The organism is Streptomyces sp. NEAU-W12, from assembly GCF_026242095.1.
Taxonomy (GTDB): Bacteria; Actinomycetota; Actinomycetes; order Streptomycetales; family Streptomycetaceae; genus Streptomyces.
In genome coordinates, this window is sequence record NZ_JAPJDM010000010.1 from 40,691 (window position 1) to 62,957 (window position 22,267).

The 22,267-nt window shown below is 71.9% G+C and carries 20 protein-coding genes and 4 pseudogenes; 9 read left to right on the top strand and 15 right to left on the bottom strand.

What is annotated here, in order from left to right; genetic code table 11:
• Positions 1 to 162: 162 nt before the first annotated feature.
• Positions 163 to 1,257 (top strand): GDSL-type esterase/lipase family protein, encoded by a 1,095-nt coding sequence (locus ORI94_RS14180; protein WP_266075130.1) that lies wholly within the window; start codon positions 163 to 165, stop codon positions 1,255 to 1,257.
• Positions 1,258 to 1,451: 194 nt separating this feature from the next.
• Positions 1,452 to 3,134 carry a cellulase family glycosylhydrolase gene (locus tag ORI94_RS14185; RefSeq protein ID WP_266075132.1) on the top strand — a complete coding sequence of 561 codons (1,683 nt, stop codon included), beginning with the start codon at positions 1,452 to 1,454 and terminating at the stop codon, positions 3,132 to 3,134.
• Positions 3,135 to 3,213: 79 nt separating this feature from the next.
• Here the strand turns inward: ORI94_RS14185 and ORI94_RS14190 are convergent, their stop codons facing one another.
• Together ORI94_RS14190 and ORI94_RS14195 are read right to left on the bottom strand one after the other, a co-directional pair.
• On the bottom strand, positions 3,214 to 3,945 hold the full coding sequence (locus tag ORI94_RS14190; RefSeq protein WP_266075134.1) for a class F sortase: 732 nt from the start codon (positions 3,943 to 3,945) through the stop codon (positions 3,214 to 3,216).
• A gap of 116 nt (positions 3,946 to 4,061) precedes the next feature.
• Positions 4,062 to 4,853, bottom strand: coding sequence for a hypothetical protein (locus tag ORI94_RS14195; RefSeq protein ID WP_266075136.1), 792 nt, complete (start codon positions 4,851 to 4,853; stop codon positions 4,062 to 4,064).
• A gap of 224 nt (positions 4,854 to 5,077) precedes the next feature.
• Between ORI94_RS14195 and ORI94_RS14200 the strand changes: the two are divergent.
• Both ORI94_RS14200 and ORI94_RS14205 read left to right on the top strand, forming a co-directional pair.
• A pseudogene (locus ORI94_RS14200) lies at positions 5,078 to 5,562 on the top strand (MFS transporter); the annotation flags it as partial.
• A 69-nt stretch (positions 5,563 to 5,631) separates the two neighbouring features.
• Positions 5,632 to 5,821 (top strand): annotated as a pseudogene (locus ORI94_RS14205) (hypothetical protein); the annotation flags it as partial.
• Positions 5,822 to 5,858: 37 nt separating this feature from the next.
• On the opposite strand, the gene ORI94_RS14210 reads toward ORI94_RS14205, so the two are convergent.
• The 4 genes from ORI94_RS14210 to ORI94_RS14225 form a co-directional block, all read right to left on the bottom strand.
• On the bottom strand, positions 5,859 to 6,320 hold the full coding sequence (locus tag ORI94_RS14210; RefSeq protein ID WP_266075138.1) for a hypothetical protein: 462 nt from the start codon (positions 6,318 to 6,320) through the stop codon (positions 5,859 to 5,861).
• A gap of 143 nt (positions 6,321 to 6,463) precedes the next feature.
• A complete protein-coding gene (locus tag ORI94_RS14215) occupies positions 6,464 to 6,745 on the bottom strand; it encodes an IclR family transcriptional regulator domain-containing protein (protein ID WP_266075140.1) in 282 nt (93 codons plus the stop codon).
• Positions 6,732 to 7,139 carry a helix-turn-helix domain-containing protein gene (locus ORI94_RS14220; RefSeq protein WP_266075142.1) on the bottom strand — a complete coding sequence of 136 codons (408 nt, stop codon included), beginning with the start codon at positions 7,137 to 7,139 and terminating at the stop codon, positions 6,732 to 6,734. Before ORI94_RS14220 ends, ORI94_RS14215 begins: the two co-directional genes overlap by 14 nt.
• 774 nt (positions 7,140 to 7,913) lie before the next feature.
• Positions 7,914 to 8,300: a MarR family winged helix-turn-helix transcriptional regulator gene (locus tag ORI94_RS14225; RefSeq protein WP_266075144.1), complete on the bottom strand. Its 387-nt coding sequence runs from the start codon at positions 8,298 to 8,300 to the stop codon at positions 7,914 to 7,916.
• A gap of 123 nt (positions 8,301 to 8,423) precedes the next feature.
• Here ORI94_RS14225 and ORI94_RS14230 point away from each other — a divergent pair, with 123 nt between their 5' ends.
• Positions 8,424 to 8,693 (top strand): DUF6332 family protein, encoded by a 270-nt coding sequence (locus ORI94_RS14230; protein ID WP_266075146.1) that lies wholly within the window; start codon positions 8,424 to 8,426, stop codon positions 8,691 to 8,693.
• Here the strand turns inward: ORI94_RS14230 and ORI94_RS14235 are convergent.
• Together ORI94_RS14235 and ORI94_RS14240 are read right to left on the bottom strand one after the other, a co-directional pair.
• A pseudogene (locus ORI94_RS14235) lies at positions 8,654 to 8,836 on the bottom strand (DNA-binding response regulator); the annotation flags it as partial. The gene ORI94_RS14230 and the pseudogene ORI94_RS14235 overlap by 40 nt on opposite strands.
• Before the next feature lie 202 nt (positions 8,837 to 9,038).
• The gene (locus tag ORI94_RS14240; protein ID WP_266075148.1) at positions 9,039 to 10,400 is read right to left on the bottom strand and encodes a geranylgeranyl reductase family protein; all 1,362 of its coding nucleotides are present in this window, start codon (positions 10,398 to 10,400) and stop codon (positions 9,039 to 9,041) included.
• 232 nt (positions 10,401 to 10,632) lie between these two features.
• On the opposite strand from ORI94_RS14240, the gene ORI94_RS14245 reads away from it, so the two are divergent.
• Entirely contained in the window at positions 10,633 to 12,003 is a 1,371-nt protein-coding gene (locus ORI94_RS14245) for a dipeptidase (protein WP_266075150.1), read from the top strand.
• A 58-nt stretch (positions 12,004 to 12,061) separates the two neighbouring features.
• Here ORI94_RS14245 and ORI94_RS14250 read toward each other — a convergent pair whose 3' ends face one another.
• The 3 genes from ORI94_RS14250 to ORI94_RS14260 form a co-directional block, all read right to left on the bottom strand.
• Positions 12,062 to 13,102: an NUDIX hydrolase gene (locus ORI94_RS14250; RefSeq protein WP_266075152.1), complete on the bottom strand. Its 1,041-nt coding sequence runs from the start codon at positions 13,100 to 13,102 to the stop codon at positions 12,062 to 12,064.
• Positions 13,103 to 13,251: 149 nt separating this feature from the next.
• Entirely contained in the window at positions 13,252 to 13,446 is a 195-nt protein-coding gene (locus ORI94_RS14255) for a hypothetical protein (RefSeq protein ID WP_266075153.1), read from the bottom strand.
• Positions 13,447 to 13,575: 129 nt separating this feature from the next.
• Positions 13,576 to 14,529, bottom strand: coding sequence for an ROK family protein (locus ORI94_RS14260; RefSeq protein ID WP_266075154.1), 954 nt, complete (start codon positions 14,527 to 14,529; stop codon positions 13,576 to 13,578).
• A 238-nt stretch (positions 14,530 to 14,767) separates the two neighbouring features.
• On the opposite strand from ORI94_RS14260, the gene ORI94_RS14265 reads away from it, so the two are divergent.
• Complete coding sequence (locus tag ORI94_RS14265; RefSeq protein ID WP_266075155.1) at positions 14,768 to 15,817, top strand: LacI family DNA-binding transcriptional regulator; 1,050 nt, start codon at positions 14,768 to 14,770, stop codon at positions 15,815 to 15,817.
• 137 nt (positions 15,818 to 15,954) lie between these two features.
• Here the strand turns inward: ORI94_RS14265 and ORI94_RS14270 are convergent, their stop codons facing one another.
• Positions 15,955 to 17,259, bottom strand: a complete 1,305-nt coding sequence (locus ORI94_RS14270; protein WP_266075157.1) for a DUF6986 family protein — start codon at positions 17,257 to 17,259, stop codon at positions 15,955 to 15,957.
• 305 nt (positions 17,260 to 17,564) lie between these two features.
• Here ORI94_RS14270 and ORI94_RS14275 point away from each other — a divergent pair.
• A pseudogene (locus ORI94_RS14275) lies at positions 17,565 to 18,487 on the top strand (endonuclease/exonuclease/phosphatase family protein).
• Positions 18,488 to 18,577: 90 nt separating this feature from the next.
• Here ORI94_RS14275 and ORI94_RS14280 read toward each other — a convergent pair.
• The 3 genes from ORI94_RS14280 to ORI94_RS14290 form a co-directional block, all read right to left on the bottom strand.
• Positions 18,578 to 19,540, bottom strand: a complete 963-nt coding sequence (locus tag ORI94_RS14280; RefSeq protein ID WP_266075159.1) for an electron transfer flavoprotein subunit alpha/FixB family protein — start codon at positions 19,538 to 19,540, stop codon at positions 18,578 to 18,580.
• A gap of 61 nt (positions 19,541 to 19,601) precedes the next feature.
• On the bottom strand, positions 19,602 to 20,390 hold the full coding sequence (locus ORI94_RS14285; protein WP_042169412.1) for an electron transfer flavoprotein subunit beta/FixA family protein: 789 nt from the start codon (positions 20,388 to 20,390) through the stop codon (positions 19,602 to 19,604).
• Positions 20,391 to 20,660: 270 nt separating this feature from the next.
• Positions 20,661 to 20,993 carry a thioredoxin family protein gene (locus ORI94_RS14290; RefSeq protein ID WP_266075163.1) on the bottom strand — a complete coding sequence of 111 codons (333 nt, stop codon included), beginning with the start codon at positions 20,991 to 20,993 and terminating at the stop codon, positions 20,661 to 20,663.
• Between the two features lie 542 nt (positions 20,994 to 21,535).
• Here ORI94_RS14290 and ORI94_RS14295 point away from each other — a divergent pair.
• Complete coding sequence (locus ORI94_RS14295; protein WP_266075164.1) at positions 21,536 to 22,264, top strand: lysophospholipid acyltransferase family protein; 729 nt, start codon at positions 21,536 to 21,538, stop codon at positions 22,262 to 22,264.
• Positions 22,265 to 22,267 lie beyond the last annotated feature (3 nt).

Genomic DNA, 22,267 nt, shown 5'->3' on the forward strand with positions numbered 1-22,267 from the left:
AAGGCCCCCCCCCGGCGGGCCATATCTGGGGGGGGGCCCACTTGGGCGCCACGCCCATGATCTGCCCGCACTCCCTCGCTCCAGCCCCTTGACGAGCCACCGACAAAGATGACTTGATGTCCTCATGGGAGCGCTCCCACCTCGTCCAGGGAAGGGAACACCATGCGCGTCATCGACCGCTTACCGCTACGGGCCCTGCTCGTGCTGACCACCCTGCTCCTCCCGCTCGGCCTCACCCTCCCCCTCGCCCCGCGCGCGGTCGCGGCACCGGACGCGGCCCCCGTCCGCATCATGCCGCTGGGCGACTCGATCACCGGCTCACCGGGCTGCTGGCGGGCCCTGCTGTGGAACAGGCTGCAGGACGCCGGCCACACGGACATCGACTTCGTGGGCACCCTGCCCGGCCAGGGCTGCGGCGTGGCGCACGACGGCGACAACGAGGGCCACGGCGGCGAGCTGGTGACCAACGTCGCGGACCGGGACCTGCTGCCCGCGCGGTTGGCGGCGACTCGGCCGGACATCGTTGTCATGCACTTCGGTACGAACGATGTCTGGAGCAGCGTTCCTCCCGAGCGCATCCTCGCCGCCTACACCAAGCTGGTGACGCAGATGCGGACGGCCAACCCGGACACACGGCTCCTGGTCGCCCGGATCATCCCGATGAACCCTGCCGGCTGCACCGGCTGCGCCCAGCGCGTCGTCGATTTCAACGCGCGGATTCCGGGTTGGGCCGCGGAGGCGAGCACCACCCGTTCGCCGGTGACCGTGGTCGACCAGTGGACGGGCTTCGACACGGCCACCGACACCTATGACGGCGTGCACCCGGACGACGCCGGCAACGAGAAGATCGCCGCCCGCTGGTATCCGGCCCTGGCGGACGTCCTCGAACAGGGCGTCCCGGGCGGCCCCGGCGATCCTGGCGACCCCGGTGACGACGCCACCTGCACCGCGTCGTTCCTGGCCGGGTCGACCTGGCCGGGCGGCTACCGGGCCGAGGTGACGGTACGGAACACCTCCGCCGCCGCGCTCACCGGCTGGACCGTGACGGTGGTGCCGGCCGACGGCGCGCGGCTGACCCAGGTGTGGGGCGGCACGCCCGGCACCGCCGACGACGGCACGGTGACCGTCACCGACGCGGGCTGGAACGGCACTCTCGATCCCGGCGCGAGCGCCTCCTTCGGCTTCATCGCCAGTACCCCGGCCACCTCCGGGGTTCCGGCGGCAACCGTCGACTGCACGGCCACGGCGGCCTCCTGACCCGCGGCGCGCGTACAGCACTCCCCCCGTACAGCCCTCACACCGACGCACGCACCGCACCACCCACGGCACGGATGCCGCTCCCTCATGAACCACGGCACGGACAACGCACCAGCACCGGATCCGGAATCGAACCGGGACCGACCCGCCCCCCGCGTCACTCCTCCCACCCGAATCGCCCCTCTGGAGCCGCCATGAGATCCCGTCCGCCCGCGCCCTCCCCTGCGTCCGCACCGACCTCCGTCCCCCGTATCACCGCACTCCCCCGTACAGCCGGCCTGATCTCCGCCCTCCTGGGCCTCCTGCTCCCCCTCCTCGCCCTGGGCACCCCGGCGCACGCGGCACCCACCGGCTTCCGCGTCGAGAACGGCCGGCTGCTGGAGGCCTCCGGGAACGACTTCGTGATGCGCGGGGTCAACCACGCCCACACCTGGTACACGGACCGGATCAGCTCCCTCGCGCACATCAAGGCCAAGGGCGCCAACACCGTGCGCGTGGTCCTCTCCAGTGGCGACCGGTGGACCGCCAACGACACCGCCGACGTGACGAACGTCGTCGCGCAGTGCAAGCAGAACCGGTTGATCTGCGTCCTCGAGGTGCACGACACCACCGGTTACGGCGAGCAGAGCGGAGCGGCCACCCTCTCCCGCGCCGCCGACTACTGGATCGGCGTCCAGAGCGCGCTGACCGGCCAGGAGGACCACGTCGTCGTCAACATCGGCAACGAGCCCTACGGCAACACCGGCTACGCGAACTGGACGGCCGACACCAAGGCCGCCATCCAGAAACTGCGCAACGCGGGCTTCGACCACACGCTGATGGTCGACGCCCCCAACTGGGGCCAGGACTGGGCGTTCACCATGCGTGACAACGCCGCCTCGGTCTTCGCCGCCGACCCGGACGCCAACACGGTGTTCTCCATCCACATGTACGGCGTCTTCGACACCGCCGCCGAGATCAGCGACTACCTGGGCCGTTTCGTCTCCGCGCGACTGCCGATCGTCGTGGGCGAGTTCGGCCACGACCACTCGGACGGGAACCCCGACGAGGACGCCATCCTGGCCGTCACCCAGCAGCTCGGCCTCGGCTACCTCGGCTGGTCCTGGAGCGGCAACGGCGGCGGGGTCGAGTACCTGGACATGGTCACGAACTTCGACCCGGGCCAGCTGACCAGTTGGGGGCAGCGGCTCTTCAACGGCGTCAACGGCATCGCCGCCACCTCCGAGGAGGCCGAGATCTACTCCTCCGGCTCGGGCGGTGACACCACGGCCCCGACCGCCCCCGGCACGCCGGCCGCCTCCGCGGTGACCTCCTCGTCGGCCACGCTCTCCTGGGCGGCGGCCACCGACGAGAACGGGGTGACGGGCTACGACGTCGTCCGGATCGGCGACGGTGAGGAAACGGTCGCCACCACGACCACAAGCACCTCCGCCACCCTCACCGGTCTCTCCCCCGGGTCCTCCCACACGTTCGCCGTGTACGCCCGGGACGCGGCCGGCAACCGCTCACCGCGCTCCGGCACGGTGACGGTCACCACGTCCTCCGGCGGGAGCCAGGGCTCCTGCGCGGTCGCCTACCGGGTGGCGAACGAATGGCCCGGCGGATTCCAGGGCGAGGTGACCATCCGCAACACCGGCAGCTCGGCGGTCGCCGGCTGGACGCTGAACTGGACCTTCCCCGGCACCCAGCGCGTCACCACCATGTGGGGCGGCACCCCCGTCCAGACCGGTTCCGAGGTCGGTGTCGCCTCGGCCCCCTACACCGCGTCGATCCCCGCGGCGGGCTCCGTCACCCTCGGCTTCACCGCCACCACGACGGGCAGCAACCCCGCCCCGTCGGCGTTCACCCTCAACGGGTCGGTGTGCACCGTGGCCTGAAGAACGCGCTGCCCGGAAGGGTGCCCTTCCCCCTTCCGGGCAGCGATCCATTCGGGCCGGGCCGACCGGTTCGTGCACGTCAGACCAGGTGGGCGAAGACCACCAGGTTCTCGGTGTAGTCCTTGGCCTTGCGGTCGTACTCCCCGGAGCAGGTGATGAGCCGGACCTGGGCATCGTCCGTGTCGGCGTAGACGCGCTCGTCGGGGAAGCCGTCCTTGGCGAACGACTCCACGTGGTCGACCACGAACTTCGCCTCACGCCCGTCGGCCCGCTCCACCTCGAAGCGGTCGCCCTTCTCGAGTTCGGAGAGCCGGACGAACACCGCGGCCGAGGTCTTCGTGTCCACGTGTCCGGCGATGATCGATGTTCCGCGCTCCCCCGGGGACGCTCCGTCGGCGAACCAGCCGACCAGGTTGATGTCGTCCGGGGGTGGTGCGTCGAGCTGGCCCGAAGCGCCGATGGCCAGATCGGTGAAGGGCGCGTCGACTTTGATGTCGGGGATGCGCAACCGGGTCGGGGCGGACCGCGGCAGGTACGTGCCGGCCGGCTGAGGCGCGTCGGAACGGCTTGGCTCAGGACGCGTGGCGGAGGCAGAGGAAGAAGCGGCGGCGGAAGCGGTGACCGTGGCAGAGGCCGCGGGAGGGGCGTGCTTGCCGAGGGCGTCGGCAGGCGGGCCCTCCCTGCCGCCGAGCAGGGTCACCGCCAGCACCAGGATTGCCGTACCCCAGAAAATCGCCGTCATGACGGCGCGCAGCTTCCGCCGCGCCGGGGCCGGATCGGTGGGGACGGAGGAAGGGGGGCGGGCTGCCATCGGGGACCACCTCATTCGGATACGGCAGCAAGAACGGGGGGCGAAAGGGCGAGCGGGGCCGCCATGACACGCGACGCGTGTACGGCGGCCCCGTCTGCTATGGCGCCGGGCATGGCTCAGGCCACGCTTCCGGACGCCTTCTTGCGCCGCAGCGCGTAGGCACCGGCGCCGAGAACCGCCAGCGCGGCCAGGCCGCCGCCGGAGACACTCGGGTCGGAGAGCCCGCCACCGCCGGTGTGCATGCCACCGCTCGGCTTCTCGTGCTCCCAGTCCTTCTTGCCCTCGTACTCGTCCTTCGACTCTTCCTTGTCGTGCTTGCCGCTCCAGCCGTCCTCATTGACGGCGGCCAGGGCGCCACCACCGGTGTGCACACCGCCACTGGGCTTGTCGTGCCCCCAGTCCTTCTTCTTGTCCTCGTCCTCGTGCTTGCCCTTCTCCTCGTCCTTGTCCCCGTACTTGCCCTCGTCCTTCGACTCGTCCTTGTCCTCGTACTTGCCCTCGTCCTTCGACTCGTCCTTGTCGTGCTCGCTGCTCCAGCCGTCCTCGCTCACGGCGGCCAGGGCGCCACCACCGGTGTGCACACCGCCACTGGGCTTGTCGTGGCTGCTGTCCTTCTTCTTGTCCTCGTCCTCGTGCTTGCCCTTCTCCTCGTACTTGCCCTCGTCCTTCGACTCGTCCTTGTCGTGCTCGCTGCTCCAGCCGTCCTCGCTCACGGCGGCCAGGGCGCCACCACCCGTGTGGATTCCGCCGTACGGCTTGTCGTGGCTGCTGTCCTTGTCGTGCTCCTTGCTGTAGGAAGACTTGTCGTGCTCCCCGTCGCCCATCGTGAGGGAGAAGGCTGTGGGCGCCGAGACCACGAGGGCCGCGGTGGCCGTCGCGGTGGCGAGCAGCATGCGGGCAGAGCGCATCCGAGTGTCCTTCCGTCGGTGGCCCCGGCTGCTGACCCCACGTCAGCACATGGACCGAGCCCCGACGTGATCTACCGTCAGTCATGGACCCGACTCCCACCATTCGAGGCGCTCACACGGGTTACAGAGCCACTCCCACGGCGGTATCGACGCCTTCCCCATGCCGCACGGGCCAGGCCCGCCACCGGAAGCGGAACCCCTGCCGACTCCGCTCGCACGGTGTCGTGCCGCGCTCCGGCCTCGCCCGCCTCCTCCTCGTCCTGCCCCTCCTCTTCGCGCTCGACGGCTTCGTCCTCGCCGACTGGGTCGTGCGCATTCCGCCGTCAAGGAGCAGACCGGCGCCTCCGCGAGCGGACAGGGGCTCGCCCTGCCCGGGGTCCCCTCCGGGGCCGTCGCCATCATGGTCTTCACCGGCCGGCTGTGCCGCCGCTACGGCAGTCATCCTGTCACCGTGGTCTGCGCGGTCCTGCTCTGCCTCAGTGCCGGCCTGCCGCCGCTCACCCACTCCGCGCTCGCGCCCGGCGCCGTGCTTCTGGTGTGCGTCGCGGCCTACGGCGGTATCGACGTCGCCTTCAACGGTGCGGCCGTCGATCTGGTGGCCGTGCTGCGGCGTCCCGTCATGCCGGGCTTCCACGCCGCGTTCAGCCTGGGTGGCACGACCGGCGCGGGGCTGGGCGCGCCGGCCGCCGGCTCCCTCTCGCCCACCCGGTCTCGGTAGGTTCGGATGTTCGTCTGCGCGGAATAGCGCCTCAGAGGTCGTTTTCGCCTTGGGCACCCGGTCGAGGAGCTGTTCGGCCGGCTATGGAGCAACACCGACGACCTCGACCGCAGGGTCCTCGAGGACGTCCTGTCCGGCACGTACACCTGGCTGGAGGACGCCATCGCCCCGAACGCGACGGCGCCCCCGGATCGCCGCCTCCACTTCCGGCCCGTCGGCCGGGAAGAACGTCCACCGCCCCATCCGGTGATCGCGCCGATGGGGCGTGCGGTTCGTCGCCGGGACCGTCAGATGTCGATGACCCGGTAGGCGATGGTGTAGACGCCGCCGGACCCCTCGAGCGAGCGGTACTGGATCTCGGCACCCGCCTCACTGCCCGTCGCGAGCGTCGAACCCAGCTTGTCGTCGCCGCTCGTCGTGTCATAGTCCCACAGCGTCATGGTGCGCGCCTGCTGCTTGCCGAGGACGAGGGCCGCTTTGCCGTTGCCATCGGTCATCGACCGGACGTACCCCGTGCCCATCGTCTGGTACTTGAGGCTTCCCGGCCACACCTTGACGGCGTTGCCGTTGGCGTCGGTGACCTTCAGGTAGGCCTCGTCGTGATCGCCCTCGCTCTGCTGGTGCCAGGTCAGCTCCAGCAGTTCGATGCGGACGTGGTCGATCGGCTCGGCCTGGGCCGTCCCGGCGAACCCGGCGACGCTGCCCAGCGAGAACAGAGCGGCCGTGGCCACTCGAACGATTCCACGCATGACTGGTTCCCCCTTGGATGAGGTGGTGGCCCCGCCTGGTCCTGCGAGGCCCGTGCCGTCCCCCGGCACGCATCCACCCTGCCCACCGCTACCGCCTCACATCTACGCGCGTTCCGCTGAGCGGAACGCGGCCGGACACACGCTCACGGACGCACTTCGATCCCGGCCCGGCCCAGTGCACGGGTGACGGCGACGGCCGCTTCGGCGACCCGGCCCGCCACCACCTCCAGCCGCTGACCGGCCTCGACCATCACGGCCACCGCCCCCACCACGGCCCCCGCCGGGGACCGCACCGGCAGCGCGGCGCAGCAGACCCCGGCCACCACATCCTCCCGGTCCAGTACGACGCCGCTGCGCACCGGGCCCCGCAGCGCCTGGCCCAGCGCCGTCTCCAGCGGGAACGCCTCGCCGTTACGGACCGGCACGAGTGGCTCCACCCGGCCGGGCACCGAACAGACGGTCAGGGCCCGTTCCTCGTGCATCACCGCCAGCACCACACTGCCTCCGGTGGCGGCCCTCAAGCCGGTGCAGCGGCAGGCGTCCCGCCACGCGCAATCCCGGGTGCGGCTGCCACGCCTGGCCGAGCCGGTAGAGCTGCGCGCCCAGCCGGTAGCGCAGGCCACGGCGCTCCACGGCCCCCAGGGCCACCAGCTGCTCCAGCAGCCGGTGGGCGGTGCTCTTGGGCACTCCGCAAGCGACCGCCAGTTCGGTCACCCCTGCCTCGTCGCCGTGCTGCCGCAGGGCTTCCAGCAACGCGAACGCCCCCTCCAGCACTCCGCGCCCCCTGCCCGTCGTCCGTGTGCGTACGGCTGTGTCCATGGCATCCCCCCGGATGGCGTGGCCCGGTCGCGGTCCCCGACAACGGCGCGGCCCCGGCCCTTGGTGTCCGCGGCCATGTTCCCCGGACAGGCGTGACGAGCGGAACCATTCCGCCGTGTCGCCCCGCACACACGTGGAGACGTGGACGAGGTCGTCGCCCCACGAAGCCGGGTGTCACCACACATCGCTGCCGGTACGGCGCCGTACCGACGGGTGTGACCCGGCCGAGCCGGTGCGGGCCGTCGTGGCCGGGCGCCGAGAGTGCGTCTCCTGCGTGATCGCTCTCAGCCGTCCGGTCGGCGGGCGGCCTCGGCTGCGTAGGCGGTTCCGACGGCCTCGGCCGACCAGTGCTCGGCCGCCGGAGGACTGATCCCGGGGGGCGCCGGAGAACGCCTGGAGGGATTCGCGTGCAGAGGTCGAGCAGGGCCGCGCATCGTCCCGCTTCGGTGGGGAGTCCGGTGCCGGGCAGTCGACGGGCGATTTGCCTGCTGGTCATCGGCCTTCCCGGCATCTGCGGCGACGGGAAGAGCCGGGGTGCGGGGTGCTCGATGGCGGACTGGTTCAGCCTTCCGGCCGCCCTGGCCGGCGTGGCGGTACTCGCGGCGGCGGCCACGGTGATCGGGTTCGTGACCCGCAGGGCGGCCCCGGCCTGGCCTCTGGCCAAGGGAGGGGATGGCCCGCCACCCCTTCCTCCGCCGGCCACGGCCGCGTACGGCACGCTCCCGTCCGTGGACGTCTTCCGGTTCGCGGGAATCCTGGGCCGGGAGCCTCGGGTCAGTCGCGCGTGAGCATCCGGGTCAGCACCGCGCGCTGCACGGGCAGTACCTCGTCGTGCAGCGCGCGCCCCTTCTCCGTCAGCGAGACCCGCACGCCCCGCCGGTCCTCCGCGCACAAGCCCCGCTCGACGAGCCCTTCCCGCTCCAGGCGGGCGATCAGCCGGGACAGCGCGCTCTGGCTCAGGTGGACGCGTTCGGCGATCTCCTGGACGCGGTAGGAACAGCCGCGCAGCGCGCCCGCGAGGATGTCGAGGACTTCGAAGTCACTTCCGCACAGGCCGTGTTCGTGCAGTGCACGGTCGAGTTCGCACTGCGTGCGCGCATGCAGGGCCAGGATCTCCCGCCACTGCTGCACGAGCGCCTGTTCGACCTGCTTCGCCGCCATGGCCGCACCGTAGCAGGCACACCGCCCACGCCACGTACGCGCTTGGGGCTCCTTGTCCGCCCGGATCCGGGCTGCTTGACTTCTCGGAAGGTCAAGCAGGTTACACGGGTGGGGGGATCACGGGTGCGGCGAACTCAGGCCGAGCGGGATGCGATCACGGTCGAGACCGGCTACGCGCTGTGCAGCGCGGCGTTCGCCGCTGCGGTCGTCTTCGGCGCCGCGGCGGGTCCGGCGCTGCTCTTCACTCTCCCCGATGCCGTCGAAGGACTGCTGCTCGGCACCGGGGTGGTGCTTGCGCCGGTCCTCTTCCTCGTTCGGGTGATCAGTGTGCTGATGCGGTTCCGGGCACCGGATCAGCCGGACCGGCCCGGTCGGTCCAGGCCCGACGCGTAGGCCGGGAAGACCCGTTGAGTGCGGTCCCGGACGCCGGGTTCGGCCATGGCGCGGCTGACGTGGGTCTTGGCGGTGAGCGGGCTGCCGGCCGGGCGGCGGGCGGTCTCCTCGCCGGCCGGGCCGATGCCGGCCGGCGCCATCAGCGAGGGCCGGCCCCGCGGTCCCGGCCGGTTCCGCCGTCGCCCAGGACGCGATCACCATCTCCTCGTTCCAGGAGGCAACGGCGTCACCGGCCGGCGGCAGCCACCGCTGCGGCGGACGGGCGAGCAGCGGATGCCTTGCCCGGAGTGTCGCCCTCTCCCCCGTGCCGTATCGCCCCCGACCACCCGGTCTTCCGGATCACGGTCACGAACTGGCGGACGCGCCCCCGGCCTCGGACGCTCCACCGGCCGCTGTTCCGCCCCCGGCCCCGGCCCCGGACCCGTCTCCGGCCCCGCCCCCGGCAGCGGACCCGTTCCCGGCAGCGGACCCGTTCCCGGCAGCGGAGCCGCCGCCTGCGGGGCGCCGGTCCAGCGCGGTCATGGCGCGATGGGCCAGCGGGTGGGTACGGACCAGCTCGCCGAGGGTCGTCGAACCGCGGGTGATGTCCCGGAAGGCGTTCCAGGCGGGCCGGAAGCCGGTGAGGACGGCGTGGAACACCCCGGGGCGCCGCTCGAACGCGGCCAGCATCCGCTTGCCCACACTCATTTCGGTACCGAGTCCCGCCTTGACCGCGAAGGCGTAGTTCAGCGCCTGCCGACGGGTGTCCACGGCGTCGTGGGCCTCGGCGATGCGCACCGCCCACTCCCCCGCCAGCCGGCCCGAGCGCAGCGCGAACGAGATGCCCTCACGGGTCCACGGCTCCAGCAGTCCGGCCGCGTCCCCGCACACGAGCACCCGTCCGCGCGACAGCGGAGAGTCATCCGTCCGGCACCGGGTCAAGTGACCGGAGGAGACGCTCGGTTCGAAGCCGGCGAGACCGAGCCGTCCGATGAAGTCCTCCAGGTACCGCTTGGTCGCGGCGCCTTCACCGCGTCGGGAGATCACGCCGACCGTGAGCGTGTCGCCCTTGGGGAAAACCCAGCCGTAACTGCCGGGCATCGGGCCCCAGTCGATGAGCACCCGTCCCTTCCAGTCCTCGGCGACGGTGTCCGGCACCGGGATCTCCGCCTCCAGGCCCAGGTCGACCTGGTCCACCTTGACCCCGACGTGTGCTCCTATGCGGCCGGCGCTGCCGTCCGCGCCGACCACGGCCCGTGCGAGCACGGTCTCGCCACCCTGCAGGACAAGGGCGACCGTGCGGCGGTCCGGTACGGCCGAGCCGTGCTGCTCGATCCGCTGCACGGCTGAGCCGGTGCGCACCTCGGCGCCGGCCTTCTGCGCGTGTTCCACCAGCTGGTGGTCGAACTCGGGCCGGTTGATCAGCCCGAACAGCATCTGCCGGGACCGGCGGGTACGGGTGAAACGGCCGTTGTTCGAGAACGTCACCGCATGCACCCGGTCCTTGAGCGGGAGCTCGAAGCCGGGCGGCAGACAGTCGCGCGAGGGGCCGATGATGCCGCCGCCGCACGTTTTGTAACGCGGCAGTTCCGCCTTCTCCAGCAACAGCACGCGCCGTCCCGCAACCGCTGCCGCGTAGGCGGCCGAGGCCCCCGCGGGTCCCGCGCCCACCACCACGACGTCCCATACCTGCCGCGCGTCGTCCGCCGAAGAGTTCTCGCTGCTCACGATGGTCTACTGCTCCCGATCCAGCCGCCTGTCTCCCCCCAGCTCCCGGCTTCGATCGAGCAGGGGGTGCCCCCGTCTGTCCACCGCATACTACGGCGACGATCACTCGGAGCCGCTGTGGGAGGATCGTGCGGCATGGGTGCCCCGTACACCGGACCTCACCCGTGCTCCACGATCGCCTCGCTCACGAAGTACGCATCCGTACAACGTCGCACCCACAAGGAGCGTGCCCATGTCGTCGAATCAGGTCGCCATGACCGTCGCCTCGCTGATGCCCAGGGCGAAGGAGGAACTCGCCGAACTGGTGGCCTTCAAGTCCGTGGCGGACTTCGACCAGTTCCCGCGCAGCGAGAGCGAGGGCGCCGCACGCTGGGTCGCCGACGCGCTCACGGCCGAGGGGTTCCAGGACGTGGCCCTCCTCGACACCCCGGACGGCACGCAGTCGGTGTACGGCTACCTCCCCGGCCCCGAGGGTGCCAGGACGGTGCTCCTGTACGCCCACTACGACGTGCAGCCGCCACTGGACGAGGCCGGCTGGGACACCCCGCCGTTCGAGCTGACCGAGCGGAACGGCCGCTGGTACGGGCGCGGGACCGCCGACTGCAAGGGCGGTGTGATCATGCACCTGCTGGCGCTGCGCGCGCTCAGGGCCGACGGTGGCATTCCCGTCAACGTCAAGGTGATCGCCGAGGGTTCGGAGGAACAGGGCACCGGCGGCCTGGAGCGGTACGCCGAGCAGCATCCCGAACTGCTGGCGGCCGACACCGTCGTCATCGGCGACAGCGGCAACTTCCGCGCCGGTCTGCCGACGGTGACCGCCACCCTGCGCGGCATGACGCTCGTACGGCTGCGCGTCGACACCCTCGAAGGCAACCTGCACTCGGGCCAGTTCGGCGGTGCCGCACCCGACGCCCTGGCCGCCCTGGTCCGCGTCCTGGACTCGCTGCGCGCCGAGGACGGCAGCACCACCGTCGACGGGCTCACCGGCGACAGCACCTGGGAAGGGCTGCAGTACGACGACGAGCAGTTCCGCAAGGACGCCAAGGTCCTCGACGGCGTGGAGCTGATCGGCTCCGGCACGGTCGCCGACCGCATCTGGGCCCGCCCGGCCGTCACCGTCCTCGGCATCGACTGCCCGCCGGTCGTCGGCGCGACCCCGTCCGTACAGGCGAGCGCCCGCGCGCTGATCAGCCTGCGCGTGCCGCCGGGTGTCGACACGGCCGAGGCGACCAAACTGCTCCAGGCGCATCTGGAGGCGCACACGCCGTGGGGCGCGCAGGTGAGCATCGAGCACATCGGACAGGGGCAGGGGTTCCGCGCCGACACCAGCAGCCCGGCCTACCGGGCCATGGCCGACGCGATGGCGGTCGCGTACCCGGGCCAGGAGATGAGCTGTGCGGGCCAGGGCGGCTCCATCCCGCTGTGCAGCACCCTCGCGGCCCTCTACCCGCAGGCGGAGATCCTGCTCATCGGCCTGAGTGAGCCGGAGGCCCGGATCCACGCGGTGAACGAGAGCGTCTCGCCCGACGAGCTGGAGCGGCTGTCGGTCACGGAGGCGCTGTTCCTGCGCACCTACGCGTCCGCGGCCGGGCCCACGGGCTGATCCCACCCGCGCGGCCCGGCTGCGGGACAGCGTGCGAGGTCCGGTCGGGTTCCGGACGTCAGCCGACCGGAACCCCGGCTTCCAGATACATCGCCCTCCCGCGTTCCCGTGCCCGCAGGGCGCGGCGGAGCCGTTCGTAGCGGACCGGGGGCAGCATGTCGGCGGCCTCCGTCTCCGAGACGAAGCGCCAGTCGCGCAGTTCGGGGCCGGGCAGCAGCAGCCGTGCGGCATCGGCGGCGGCGAGGCGGCCGCCGTCGAAGAGCAGGCGCAGGCCGCCGTAGGCGGGTGGTGCGGGCGGTTCCCAGTCGACGACGAGCAGGGCCGGTACGTCGTCGAGGCGGATGCCGGTCTCCTCGGCGACTTCGCGGACACCCGCGCGCGCGGGTGCCTCACCGGGTTCGACGACTCCGCCGGGGAACTCCCAGCCCGGCTTGTACGTCGGGTCGACGAGCAGCACTCTGTCGCGCTCGTCGAAGAGGAGGACACCGGCGGCGACGGTCTCGGCGGTCGGCTCGGGTGTCTGCACGATGTCGCAGGCGGGGACCTCACCGCTGCCGACCGCCTCGGCGATCCGGACGGCGGTGTCGTACGGGCTGAGCGAGCCGGTGCCGACGGGGTAGGCGTCGGCGGTGAGCCAGGAGGCCAGAGCGGCTTTGTACGGCTCGATGTGGTCGTAGGACCACTGTCGGATCCGCATCTCGCCGTCCGGGAGGTCCGGCGGAACCTCCCGGCCCGCTATTCGCTCACGCAGGATCGTTTCCGCCGGAGCGAGGAGGACATGCCGGACCGGAATCCGGCGGGCCGCGAGGCCGCCGAAGATCTCGTCACGGTACTCCTGTCTCAGCAGGGTCATGGGGACGACCAGGGTCCCGCCGAGTTCGGCGAGCATCGCCGCCGCCGTGTCGATCACGAGCCGGCGCCAGATGGGAAGGTCCTGGAAGTCGCCCACCTCGGCGAGGCGTTTGGGCGGAAGCAGCTGACTGAGCGCCCCGCCGATGACCTCGGGGTCGAAGAGCGCGCTGTTCGGGATCAGCTCGATCAGTTCCCGTGCGGTCGTGGTCTTCCCCGCACCGAACGCACCGTTGATCCAGACGATCACGGTTCCCCCTCCTCCGTCGGCCCCCTGTGGCTTGCCCGCTCCACCCTGCCACGGAAACCAGCACGAGTTGAGAACGCACACCGACGACGCCGGTGCCCCTCAGGGGGGAGGCGCCGGCGCCGTGGGGGGGGGTTCCGCCGTGCGGCCCGTCAGTCCTTGGTTTCCCGGTCGCCGTCGGCCGTGGCGGCGAGGGCGTCGTCGGTGACGGCGTGATCGAGGGTGCTGAGTGCGTCACCGGCGGGAAGGCTGTCGAGTCCCTCACCGAGCGCGTGCGACGGGGTGACCGCCGCGACGACGAACCCGGTGGCGAGGGAGGCGATGGCGAGCATGCTGCGCTTCTTCATGCCGGGTTCAACGGCGAAGCCGCCCCGAGGTCACGCACGGCCGCACGGGAACGTACGGACACCCACGGCGGTACGGACTCGTACGGCACGGCGTGAACGTTCCTGCGGGCGTCCGTGCCCCGGTCTCGGTCAGACGCCTGCCGCCGCCGGGTCCGTCCGCCGGGTCAGGGCCGCCGCCGCGGCGCCCACCAGCCCGGCGTCGGTGCCCATCCGCGCCGGCGTCACCACGAGACGCCGGACGAACGACAGCGTCGCGTACTCGGTCAGGGCCTGGCGCAGGGGGGCGAAGAGGACCTCACCCGCCTTGCCCACTCCCCCGCCGACCACCGCGATGTCGATCTCGACGAGCGTCGCGGTGGCCGCGATTCCGGCGGCCAGCGCCCGCGCGGCCCGCGCGAACGACGCCACGGCCACCGGGTCCCCCGCGCGGGCCGCGGTGGCCACCGCGGCGGCGGAGGTGTCGCCGTCCGGTCCGGGGAGCCAGCCGTTCGCCAGGGCCCGGCGGGCGATGTTGGGCCCGCTCGCGATGCGTTCCACGCAGCCGCGCGAGCCGCACGGGCACGGGTCGCCGTCGAGATCCACGCTGATGTGGCCGATGTGCCCCGCGTTGCCGGTCGGCCCGGGGTGCAGCCTGCCGCCCAGCACGAGTCCGCCGCCGACCCCGGTCGAGACGACCATGCACAGCGCGTTGTCGTGGCCGCGGGCGGCGCCCTGCCAGTGTTCGGCCGCCGTGATCGCCACGCCGTCGCCGATCAGTTCCACGGGCAGGCCACCGGTGGCGGCCCGGACCCCGGCGACCAGCGGGTAGTCGCGCCATCCGGGCACGTTCACCGGGCTCACCGTGCCCGTGGAGGCGTTCACGGGGCCCGCGCTGCCGATGCCGACGGCTCTCGCGTGCTCCCACAGCGGGGACGCGGCGAGCTCGCCCAGCACCACGTCGACCGCCCGCATCACGGTCTCGCCGTCCTTCCGGGCGGGCGTCGGCCGCTGAGCGCGGACCAGTATCCGGCCCTGCCCGTCCACCAGCGCGCCGGCGATCTTGGTCCCGCCGATGTCGAGCGCTGCCACGAGGTCGGTGTGCATCAGTGTCGATTCTCCCCGTCAACCATGAAAAAGGCGCCGAAACAGCCCATGCGCGGCCATGAACCGGCACACGGGGGCGAGCCGCACCCCGATGTCGCGACCACTCGCGGGCCGGGGCGTGCGGTGGACAGTGTCCCTGAGCCTGACAACGTTGTCCAGGCTCTATGCTCGACGCCACATCCTCATACGACCCCATGGCCCCACGCAGCCCGTGGCCTACAGGACAGGACACCGTACCGTGCCGGAGACGCCCCGCCGCATCCACCGCCTCCCAGGGTCCCGTTACGGCAGCCGCCCGACCATGAAGGACGTGGCGGCCCGTGCCGGCGTCGGCCTGAAGACGGTCTCGCGGGTGGTCAACGGCGAACCCGGGGTCACGCCGGAGACGGAGCGCCGGGTGCAGGAGTCCATCGAGGCGCTCGGTTTCCGCCGGAACGACAGCGCGCGGGTGCTGCGCAAGGGCCGTACCGCCAGTGTGGGGCTGGTCCTGGAGGATCTCGCGGACCCGTTCTACGGTCCGCTGAGCCGGGCGGTCGAGGAGGTCGCCCGCGCGCACGGCGCACTGCTGATCAACGGTTCCAGCGCGGAGGACGCCGACCGCGAGCAGGAACTGGTGCTGGCGCTGTGCGCCCGCAGGGTGGACGGACTGGTGGTGATTCCGGCCGGTGACGACCACCGGTATCTCGAGCCGGAGCTCAGGGCGGGCGTCGCCACGGTCTTCGTGGACCGGCCGGCCGGCCGGATAGACGCCGACGTCGTCGTGTCGGACAACTACGGCGGCGCCCGTGACGGCGTGGCCCATCTGATCGCCCACGGGCACCGCAGAATCGGTTTCATCGGTGACATGCCCGGCATCCACACCGCCTCCGAGCGGCTGCGCGGTTACCGCGCGGCCATGGAGGACGCGGGCATACCGGTGGAGGGCGCCTGGATGTCCCTGGGGGTCACCGACCCCGAGCGGGTGCGCCGGGCCACCGAGGAGATGCTGTCCCGCCCCGATCCGGTCACGGCGGTCTTCACGGGCAACAACCGGGTGACGGTCACCGTGATCCGGGTCCTGAGCGAGCGGTCCCGCCCGGTCGCACTCGTCGGCTTCGACGACATCGAGCTCGCCGATCTGCTCCGGCCGGGACTCACGGTCGTCGCCCAGGACTCCGCCGCCCTCGGCCGGACCGCGGCCGAGCGCCTCTTCCGCCAGCTGGACGGCACCCTGATCGCCCCCGAGCGGATCGAGCTGCCGACCAGGCTGATCGCGCGCGGCTCGGGCGAGCTGCCCCCGGCGGACTGAGCGCCCCGGTCCGCCGGAACCGCGCGGGGCGGCCGCCCTTCGAGGAGGAGCCGCCCGTGCGGGCGCCGGTTCCGAAGCAGTACGCACGGCCCGGCGGCCGGGACCTCCTGGCACCGGCGCGGCGTCGCCGACGCCCCTCATCCGGGCCCTCCCGCCGGGTGACCCCGGCGCGGGGACGCGAAGCCCTCCAGGCCGGCGCGGGTCAGGCCCGTCGCCCGTGCCACTTCGGCGTGGTCCAGGGCACCGCAGTCCAGGCCGCGCAGCAGGTGACCGGCCAGCGCCCCGGCTGTGGCCGGCTCGTCCATGACGTCGCCGGAGGTCCGGGCGGCGTACCGGGCGAGCCGGGCGGCGGCCTGCTCGAAGCTCTCGCGATAGAAGGCGAAGACGGCCGCGTAACGGGTGGGCAGATGACCGGGATGCATGTCCCAGCCCTGGTAGTAGGCGCGGGCCAGGGCCCGGCGGGTGAGGCCGTGGTGCAGCCGCCACGCGGCGTGGACCTGTGGGGTCGGGCCGACGGGCAGGACGTTGGTGGAACCGTCCGACACGCGTACACCGGTGCCCGCGGCGGCGACCTGCATGACGGCCTTGGCGTGATCGGCCGCCGGGTGGTCACTGGCCTGGTGGGCGGCGGAGACCCCGAGGCAGGCGCTGTAGTCGAAGGTGCCGTAGTGCAGCCCGGTGGCCCGGCCCTCGGAGGCCTGGATCATCCGGGCGACGGTGGCGGTGCCGTCGGCGGCGAGGACGGCCTGGCTGGTTTCGACCTGGATCTCGAAGCCGAGCCGACCGGGTTCCAGCCCGCGCGCCTTTTCGAAGGCGTCGAGGAGCCGCACCATGGCGGTGACCTGCTCGGCGTACGTGACCTTGGGCAGCGTCAGCACCAGCCCGTCGGGCAGTGGGCCTGCCTCGGCCAGGCCGGTGAGGAAGATGTCGAGGGTACGGATGCCCCGGTCACGCACCGCGGCCTCCATGCACTTCATCCGGATGCCCATGTACGGGGGCGCCGCACCGTCCCGGTACGCCTCGGCGATCAGGCGCGCGGTGCGGGCGGCGGTCTCGTCCTCCTCGGAGTCGGGGCGGTTGCCGTACCCGTCCTCGAAGTCGACGCGCAGGTCCTCCACGGGTTCGCGCTCCAGCTTGGCGCGGACGCGCCCGTACACGTCCCCGGCCAGTGCGGGGTCCATCCCGACGGCTGCGGCGAACGAGACGGCGTCCGGAGCGTGTTCGTCGAGAGCGGCCAGGGCCTGATCGCCCCAGGAGCGAAGGGTGCCGGCGGTGAAGGCGTCGCCGGGCACGTAGACGGTGTGAACGGGCTGTCGGGTACCGGGGTCTCCGGGGTAGCGGCGCTCCAGCTCGGCGTCGACCGGCACCAGGGAGGCGCCGATCCCCGCACCGACGGGGCCCGGGATGCTCGTCGCCACCTGCTCCTGCCGGTTCCGGCTCATCCCGCGCCCTCCCGATCCCTGGCGCCTCGAGGCGCACCTGCCCCACATTTTCCGCGATGCGGAATCAACAATCCGTTGAATGAAGTTATCGGGCGGCCTTCGCGCCGGTCAACACCGTCCTGCCCCCTCCTGCGTCCCGATCCACTCCGCCATCTCGTCATGTTCACATCCATCTGGCACCGTCCGTCACGGAACCACGCAGCGCCCGGCACCGGACCGGCACGCACCACACCGCGCACCGGCGCACCCCGACATACGCCCGACTCACCCGGACACCGCCGCGCAGCACCAGCGAAGGAGCTCCTGTGCCGAACCGCAGCCGAGTCACGCGCCGCCTGGGACTGAGGACGGCGCTCGCCGCCTCCGTCGCCCTTCCGCTCTCCAGTACAGCACTGCCCGCCGAGCACACCTCGGCCCGGGAACGGCAGGAACGACAGGGCGGGCCGCTGAACTCATGTCGTTCAACCTGCGCTTCGCCAGTACGGCGGAGCCCCACAGCTGGGCCGTCCGGAGACCCGTGACACGCCGACTGCTGCGCCACGAGCAGCCGCACGTCATCGGCACCCAGGAGGGCCTCCACCAGCAGCTGCGCGACATCGAGGCCGACCTGGGCCCGTCCTACGACTGGATCGGCACCGGCCGGGCGGGCGGCAGCCGCGACGAGTTCATGGGGATCCTCTACGACACCCGCCGGCTCGCCCCGCTGGAGTACGACCACTTCTGGCTTTCCGACACGCCGTACCTGATCGCCTCGAACACCTGGGGCAACGCCCATGTCCGCATGGTCACCTGGGTCCGCTTCCGTGACCTGCACGCCGGTGACCGGGAGTTCTACGTGTTCAACACCCACCTGGACAACGCGAGCCAGTACGCACGCGAGCGGGCCGCCGCCCTGCTCGCCGAACGCGTCACCGGGCCGGCCCGCTCCCTGCCCGTGATCGTGACGGGGGACTTCAACGTCGCCGCCCACGGGAACCCGGTGTACGACACGATGCTGGACGCCGGTCTCGTCGACACCTGGGACGCGGCGGCCGAGCGGGGCGAGGCGTACGGGACGTTCCACGGGTACAGGCCGCTGGTGCCGGGCGGCCCCCGTATCGACTGGATCCTGACCACGCCCGGCGTCACGGTGCACCGGGCGTCGGTCAACACCTTCGCGCCGGCCGGGCGGTTCCCGAGCGACCATCTGCCGGTGCAGACGTCGCTCACCCTGGGACGGACGAACTGAGCCGGGGCGCCGCGCCGGGAACGGAACGGGGCGAGGCTCCTGCGACCGCGCCGGACGCGGTCGCAGGAGCCTCGTACGCCCCGGAGAGGATCAGCCCTTGCGGGTCTTGATCTCCTCGGTGAGCTGCGGGACGACGTCGAAGAGGTCGCCGACGACGCCGTAGTCGACGAGGTCGAAGATCGGGGCCTCGGCGTCCTTGTTGACCGCCACGATCGTCTTCGAGGTCTGCATGCCCGCGCGGTGCTGGATCGCGCCGGAGATGCCGGAGGCGACGTACAGCTGCGGCGAGACGCTCTTGCCGGTCTGGCCGACCTGGTTGGTGTGCGGGTACCAGCCGGCGTCGACCGCGGCACGCGACGCGCCGACGGCCGCGCCGAGGGAGTCGGCGAGCGCCTCGATGACCGCGAAGTTCTCCGCGCCGTTGACACCGCGGCCGCCGGAGACCACGATCGCGGCCTCGGTCAGCTCGGGGCGGCCGGTCGACTCGCGCGGGGTGCGGCCGGTGACCTTGGTGCCGGTCGCCTGCCCGGAGAACGACACGGACAGCGCCTCGACGCTGCCTGCGGCCGGAGCGGGCTCCACGGCGGCCGAGTTCGGCTTGACCGTGATGACCGGAGTGCCCTTGGAGACACGGGACCTGGTGGTGTAGGCGGCGGCGAACACCGACTGCGTGACCACCGGGCCCTCGTCGCCGGCCTCGAGGTCGACGGCGTCGGTGATGATGCCGGAGCCCAGACGCAGCGCCAGGCGGGCCGCGATCTCCTTGCCCTCGGCGGAGGAGGGGACCAGGACGGCGGCCGGTGAGACGGCCTCGTGGGCGGCCTGGAGGGCGTCCACCTTCGGCACGACGAGGTAGTCGGCGTACTCGGCGGCCTCATGCGTGAGGACCTTCGCCGCGCCGTGCTCGGCCAGCGTGGCGGCGGTGTCGGCGGCGCCGTTGCCCAGCGCGACGGCGACCGGCTCGCCGATGCGGCGGGCCAGCGTCAGCAGCTCCAGGGTCGGCTTGCGGACGGCGCCGTCCACGTGGTCGACGTAGACGAGAACTTCAGCCATGGGACTTCTTCTCTCCTGCTTGCGAAGTGTGAGGGGCGGGAAGCGAGTCGAGCCTCTTGGATCAGATGAACTTCTGGCTCGCGAGGAACTCGGCGAGCTGCTTGCCGCCCTCGCCCTCGTCCTTGACGATCGTGCCCGCGGTGCGGGCCGGGCGCTCGGTCGCGGAGTCGACCACGGTGTAGGCGTTCTCCAGCCCCACCTCGTCCTCGTCGAGGTCGAGGTCGGACAGGTCCCAGGACTGAACCGGCTTCTTCTTCGCCGCCATGATGCCCTTGAAGGACGGGTAACGCGCCTCGCCCGACTGGTCGGTGACCGACACGACCGCCGGCAGCGACGCCTCGAGCTGCTCGGACGCGGTGTCGCCGTCACGACGGCCCGAGACCTTGCCGTCCTCGACCGACACCTCCGACAGCAGCGTCACCTGCGGCACACCCAGGCGCTCCGCGAGCAGCGCCGGCACGACACCCATGACACCGTCGGTGGAGGCCATGCCGGAGACGACCAGGTCGTAGCCGGCCTTCTCGATCGCCTTGGCCAGGACCAGGGAGGTGCCGATGGCGTCGGTGCCGTGCAGGTCGTCGTCCTCGACGTGGATCGCCTTGTCCGCGCCCATGGACAGCGCCTTGCGCAGCGCGTCCTTGGCGTCCTCCGGGCCCACCGTCAGGACGGTGATCTCCACGTCGTCGTCGGAGTTCTCCGAGATCTGCAGCGCCTGCTCGACCGCGTACTCGTCCAGCTCGGAGAGCAGACCGTCCACATCGTCGCGGTCGACGGTCAGGTCATCGGCGAAGTGCCGGTCGCCAGTGGCGTCGGGCACGTACTTCACTGTGACAACGATCCTCAAGCTCACGCCGGCTCTCCTACTGCAATCGTCATTTCTGGCTGCCTGCCTTCAGGCAGCATAGGCGCCTCAAACGGCCGTTCCCGATCGGGGCGATCCACGTTTCCGAGCGAAATATTACTCGCCAGTACATCCCGTTCGTTCCCGCTGAGCAAGCGCTTTGAACTGTGACCTTCGCAACGCAGCGTAACCGGAACTCGACCTGCCCGCAGCAGCCGGCGCCTCCGGCTCAGCCCCGAGGGACGCCGGAACGTCCCTGGTGGCGGGCCTCGCCGACCGTCACACGGCCTCGCCGAGCGCGGCGATCACATCGGCCTTGCGCGGCTGGCCGGTGGCACGCCGGACGACGGCGCCCTCGGCGTCGAGGACGAGCACGGTGGGGGTCTTGAGGATGTCCAGCCGGCGCACGAGGTCCAGGTGCGCCTCGGCGTCGATCTCCACATGGGCCACGCCGGGAACCAGGCCGGCCACCTCATCGAGCACCCTCCGGGTCGCCCGGCAGGGTGCGCAGAACGCGCTGGAGAACTGGACGAGGGTGGCGCGTTCACCGAGGTCCGCGCCGATCTCCACCGCCCGCAGCCGCTTGCCGTCGCCCCGCCCGCGCACCCGCACCCTCCTTCTCCGCCACCGCACTCCCAGGACACACGCCGCCGCGAGCGCCGGCACACACCATCGGTCCGGTCGTCGTCTGTCGCAGCACGCACGGGACCCCAGGGGTTCCCGCTGCCGTACGAGTTTCCCATGCGGTGCCCCCTTGCGGACGACCGATCCGTGGCCGTCGACACGAGAGGACCCCGCTCCGGGGCGGCCGCTCACCGTACGGTCGGTCGACCCGGAGCGGGGTGCGGCCCCGGGCCGGGCCGGCGACCGACTCCGCGACGACCCCTTCCCGACGCCGCGTCCGGTTACCGCCTGGAGTACCGGACGCTTCCTGCTCCTGCGGAGGATGACGGGGCGCGGGGTCACGGCGACGCAAAAGCCCGAGGTGGATCATAGGAGTGGACGTGACGAGAATCTCGCCGCAGGCAGGCACCAGGGCTGGTTCACCGGCCGTTCTTGGGGCACCATCGGCGACAAGCCGTAAACCTACGGCTGCGTAACTTCGACTGGGAGTCCCCCTTCCCAGGCAGAGCAGGAAGGGTTCCACCGCACCCATGGCAGAACTCGTCTACCGCCCCGTGATCGGTTTCGCCCAGACTCTGTTCAAGGCGTGGGACCTCAAGATCGACTGCCGGGGGTCGGAGAACATCCCGCGTACGGGCGGCGCCGTGCTGGTCAGCAACCACATCAGCTACCTGGACTTCGTCTTCAACGGCCTCGCGGCGCTGCCGCAGAAGCGGCTCGTGCGCTTCATGGCGAAGGACGCCGTCTTCCGGCACAAGATCTCGGGTCCGCTGATGCGCGGGATGAAGCACATTCCCGTGGACCGCAAGCAGGGGGACGCGGCGTACGCGCACGCGCTCGACTCGCTGCGTTCCGGCGAGATCGTGGGCGTCTTCCCGGAGGCGACGATCTCCCAGTCCTTCACGCTGAAGAGCTTCAAGTCGGGTGCAGCGCGCATGGCGCAGGAGGCGGGCGTGCCCCTGATCCCGATGGCGGTGTGGGGCACTCAGCGGCTGTGGACCAAGGGGCACCCCCGCAACTTCAAGCGCAGTCACACCCCGATCACCATGCGCGTCGGCGAGGCGGTCGAGGCGTCCAAGGACAAGTACGCGGGCGCGCTCACCCGGCAGTTGCGGGAGCGGGTCCAGGAACTGCTGGAGGCCGCGCAGCGCTCCTACCCGGTGCGGCCCAAGGGCCCGGACGACACCTGGTGGATGCCGGCCCACCTCGGCGGCACGGCACCGACCCCGGAGCAGGTCCGCGCGGCCGAGGCACGCTGAGCC

Bases quoted from the DNA above. Each gene is read 5' to 3' on its own strand.
- ORI94_RS14180 (WP_266075130.1), top strand. From the start codon at position 163: ATGCGCGTCATCGACCGCTTACCGCTACGGGCCCTGCTCGTGCTGACC.
- ORI94_RS14185 (WP_266075132.1), top strand. From the start codon at position 1,452: ATGAGATCCCGTCCGCCCGCGCCCTCCCCTGCGTCCGCACCGACCTCC.
- ORI94_RS14190 (WP_266075134.1), bottom strand. From the start codon at position 3,945: ATGGCAGCCCGCCCCCCTTCCTCCGTCCCCACCGATCCGGCCCCGGCG.
- ORI94_RS14195 (WP_266075136.1), bottom strand. From the start codon at position 4,853: ATGCGCTCTGCCCGCATGCTGCTCGCCACCGCGACGGCCACCGCGGCC.
- ORI94_RS14210 (WP_266075138.1), bottom strand. From the start codon at position 6,320: ATGCGTGGAATCGTTCGAGTGGCCACGGCCGCTCTGTTCTCGCTGGGC.
- ORI94_RS14220 (WP_266075142.1), bottom strand. From the start codon at position 7,139: ATGGACACAGCCGTACGCACACGGACGACGGGCAGGGGGCGCGGAGTG.
- ORI94_RS14225 (WP_266075144.1), bottom strand. From the start codon at position 8,300: ATGGCGGCGAAGCAGGTCGAACAGGCGCTCGTGCAGCAGTGGCGGGAG.
- ORI94_RS14245 (WP_266075150.1), top strand. From the start codon at position 10,633: ATGTCGTCGAATCAGGTCGCCATGACCGTCGCCTCGCTGATGCCCAGG.
- ORI94_RS14255 (WP_266075153.1), bottom strand. From the start codon at position 13,446: ATGAAGAAGCGCAGCATGCTCGCCATCGCCTCCCTCGCCACCGGGTTC.
- ORI94_RS14260 (WP_266075154.1), bottom strand. From the start codon at position 14,529: ATGCACACCGACCTCGTGGCAGCGCTCGACATCGGCGGGACCAAGATC.
- ORI94_RS14270 (WP_266075157.1), bottom strand. From the start codon at position 17,259: ATGAGCCGGAACCGGCAGGAGCAGGTGGCGACGAGCATCCCGGGCCCC.
- ORI94_RS14280 (WP_266075159.1), bottom strand. From the start codon at position 19,540: ATGGCTGAAGTTCTCGTCTACGTCGACCACGTGGACGGCGCCGTCCGC.
- ORI94_RS14295 (WP_266075164.1), top strand. From the start codon at position 21,536: ATGGCAGAACTCGTCTACCGCCCCGTGATCGGTTTCGCCCAGACTCTG.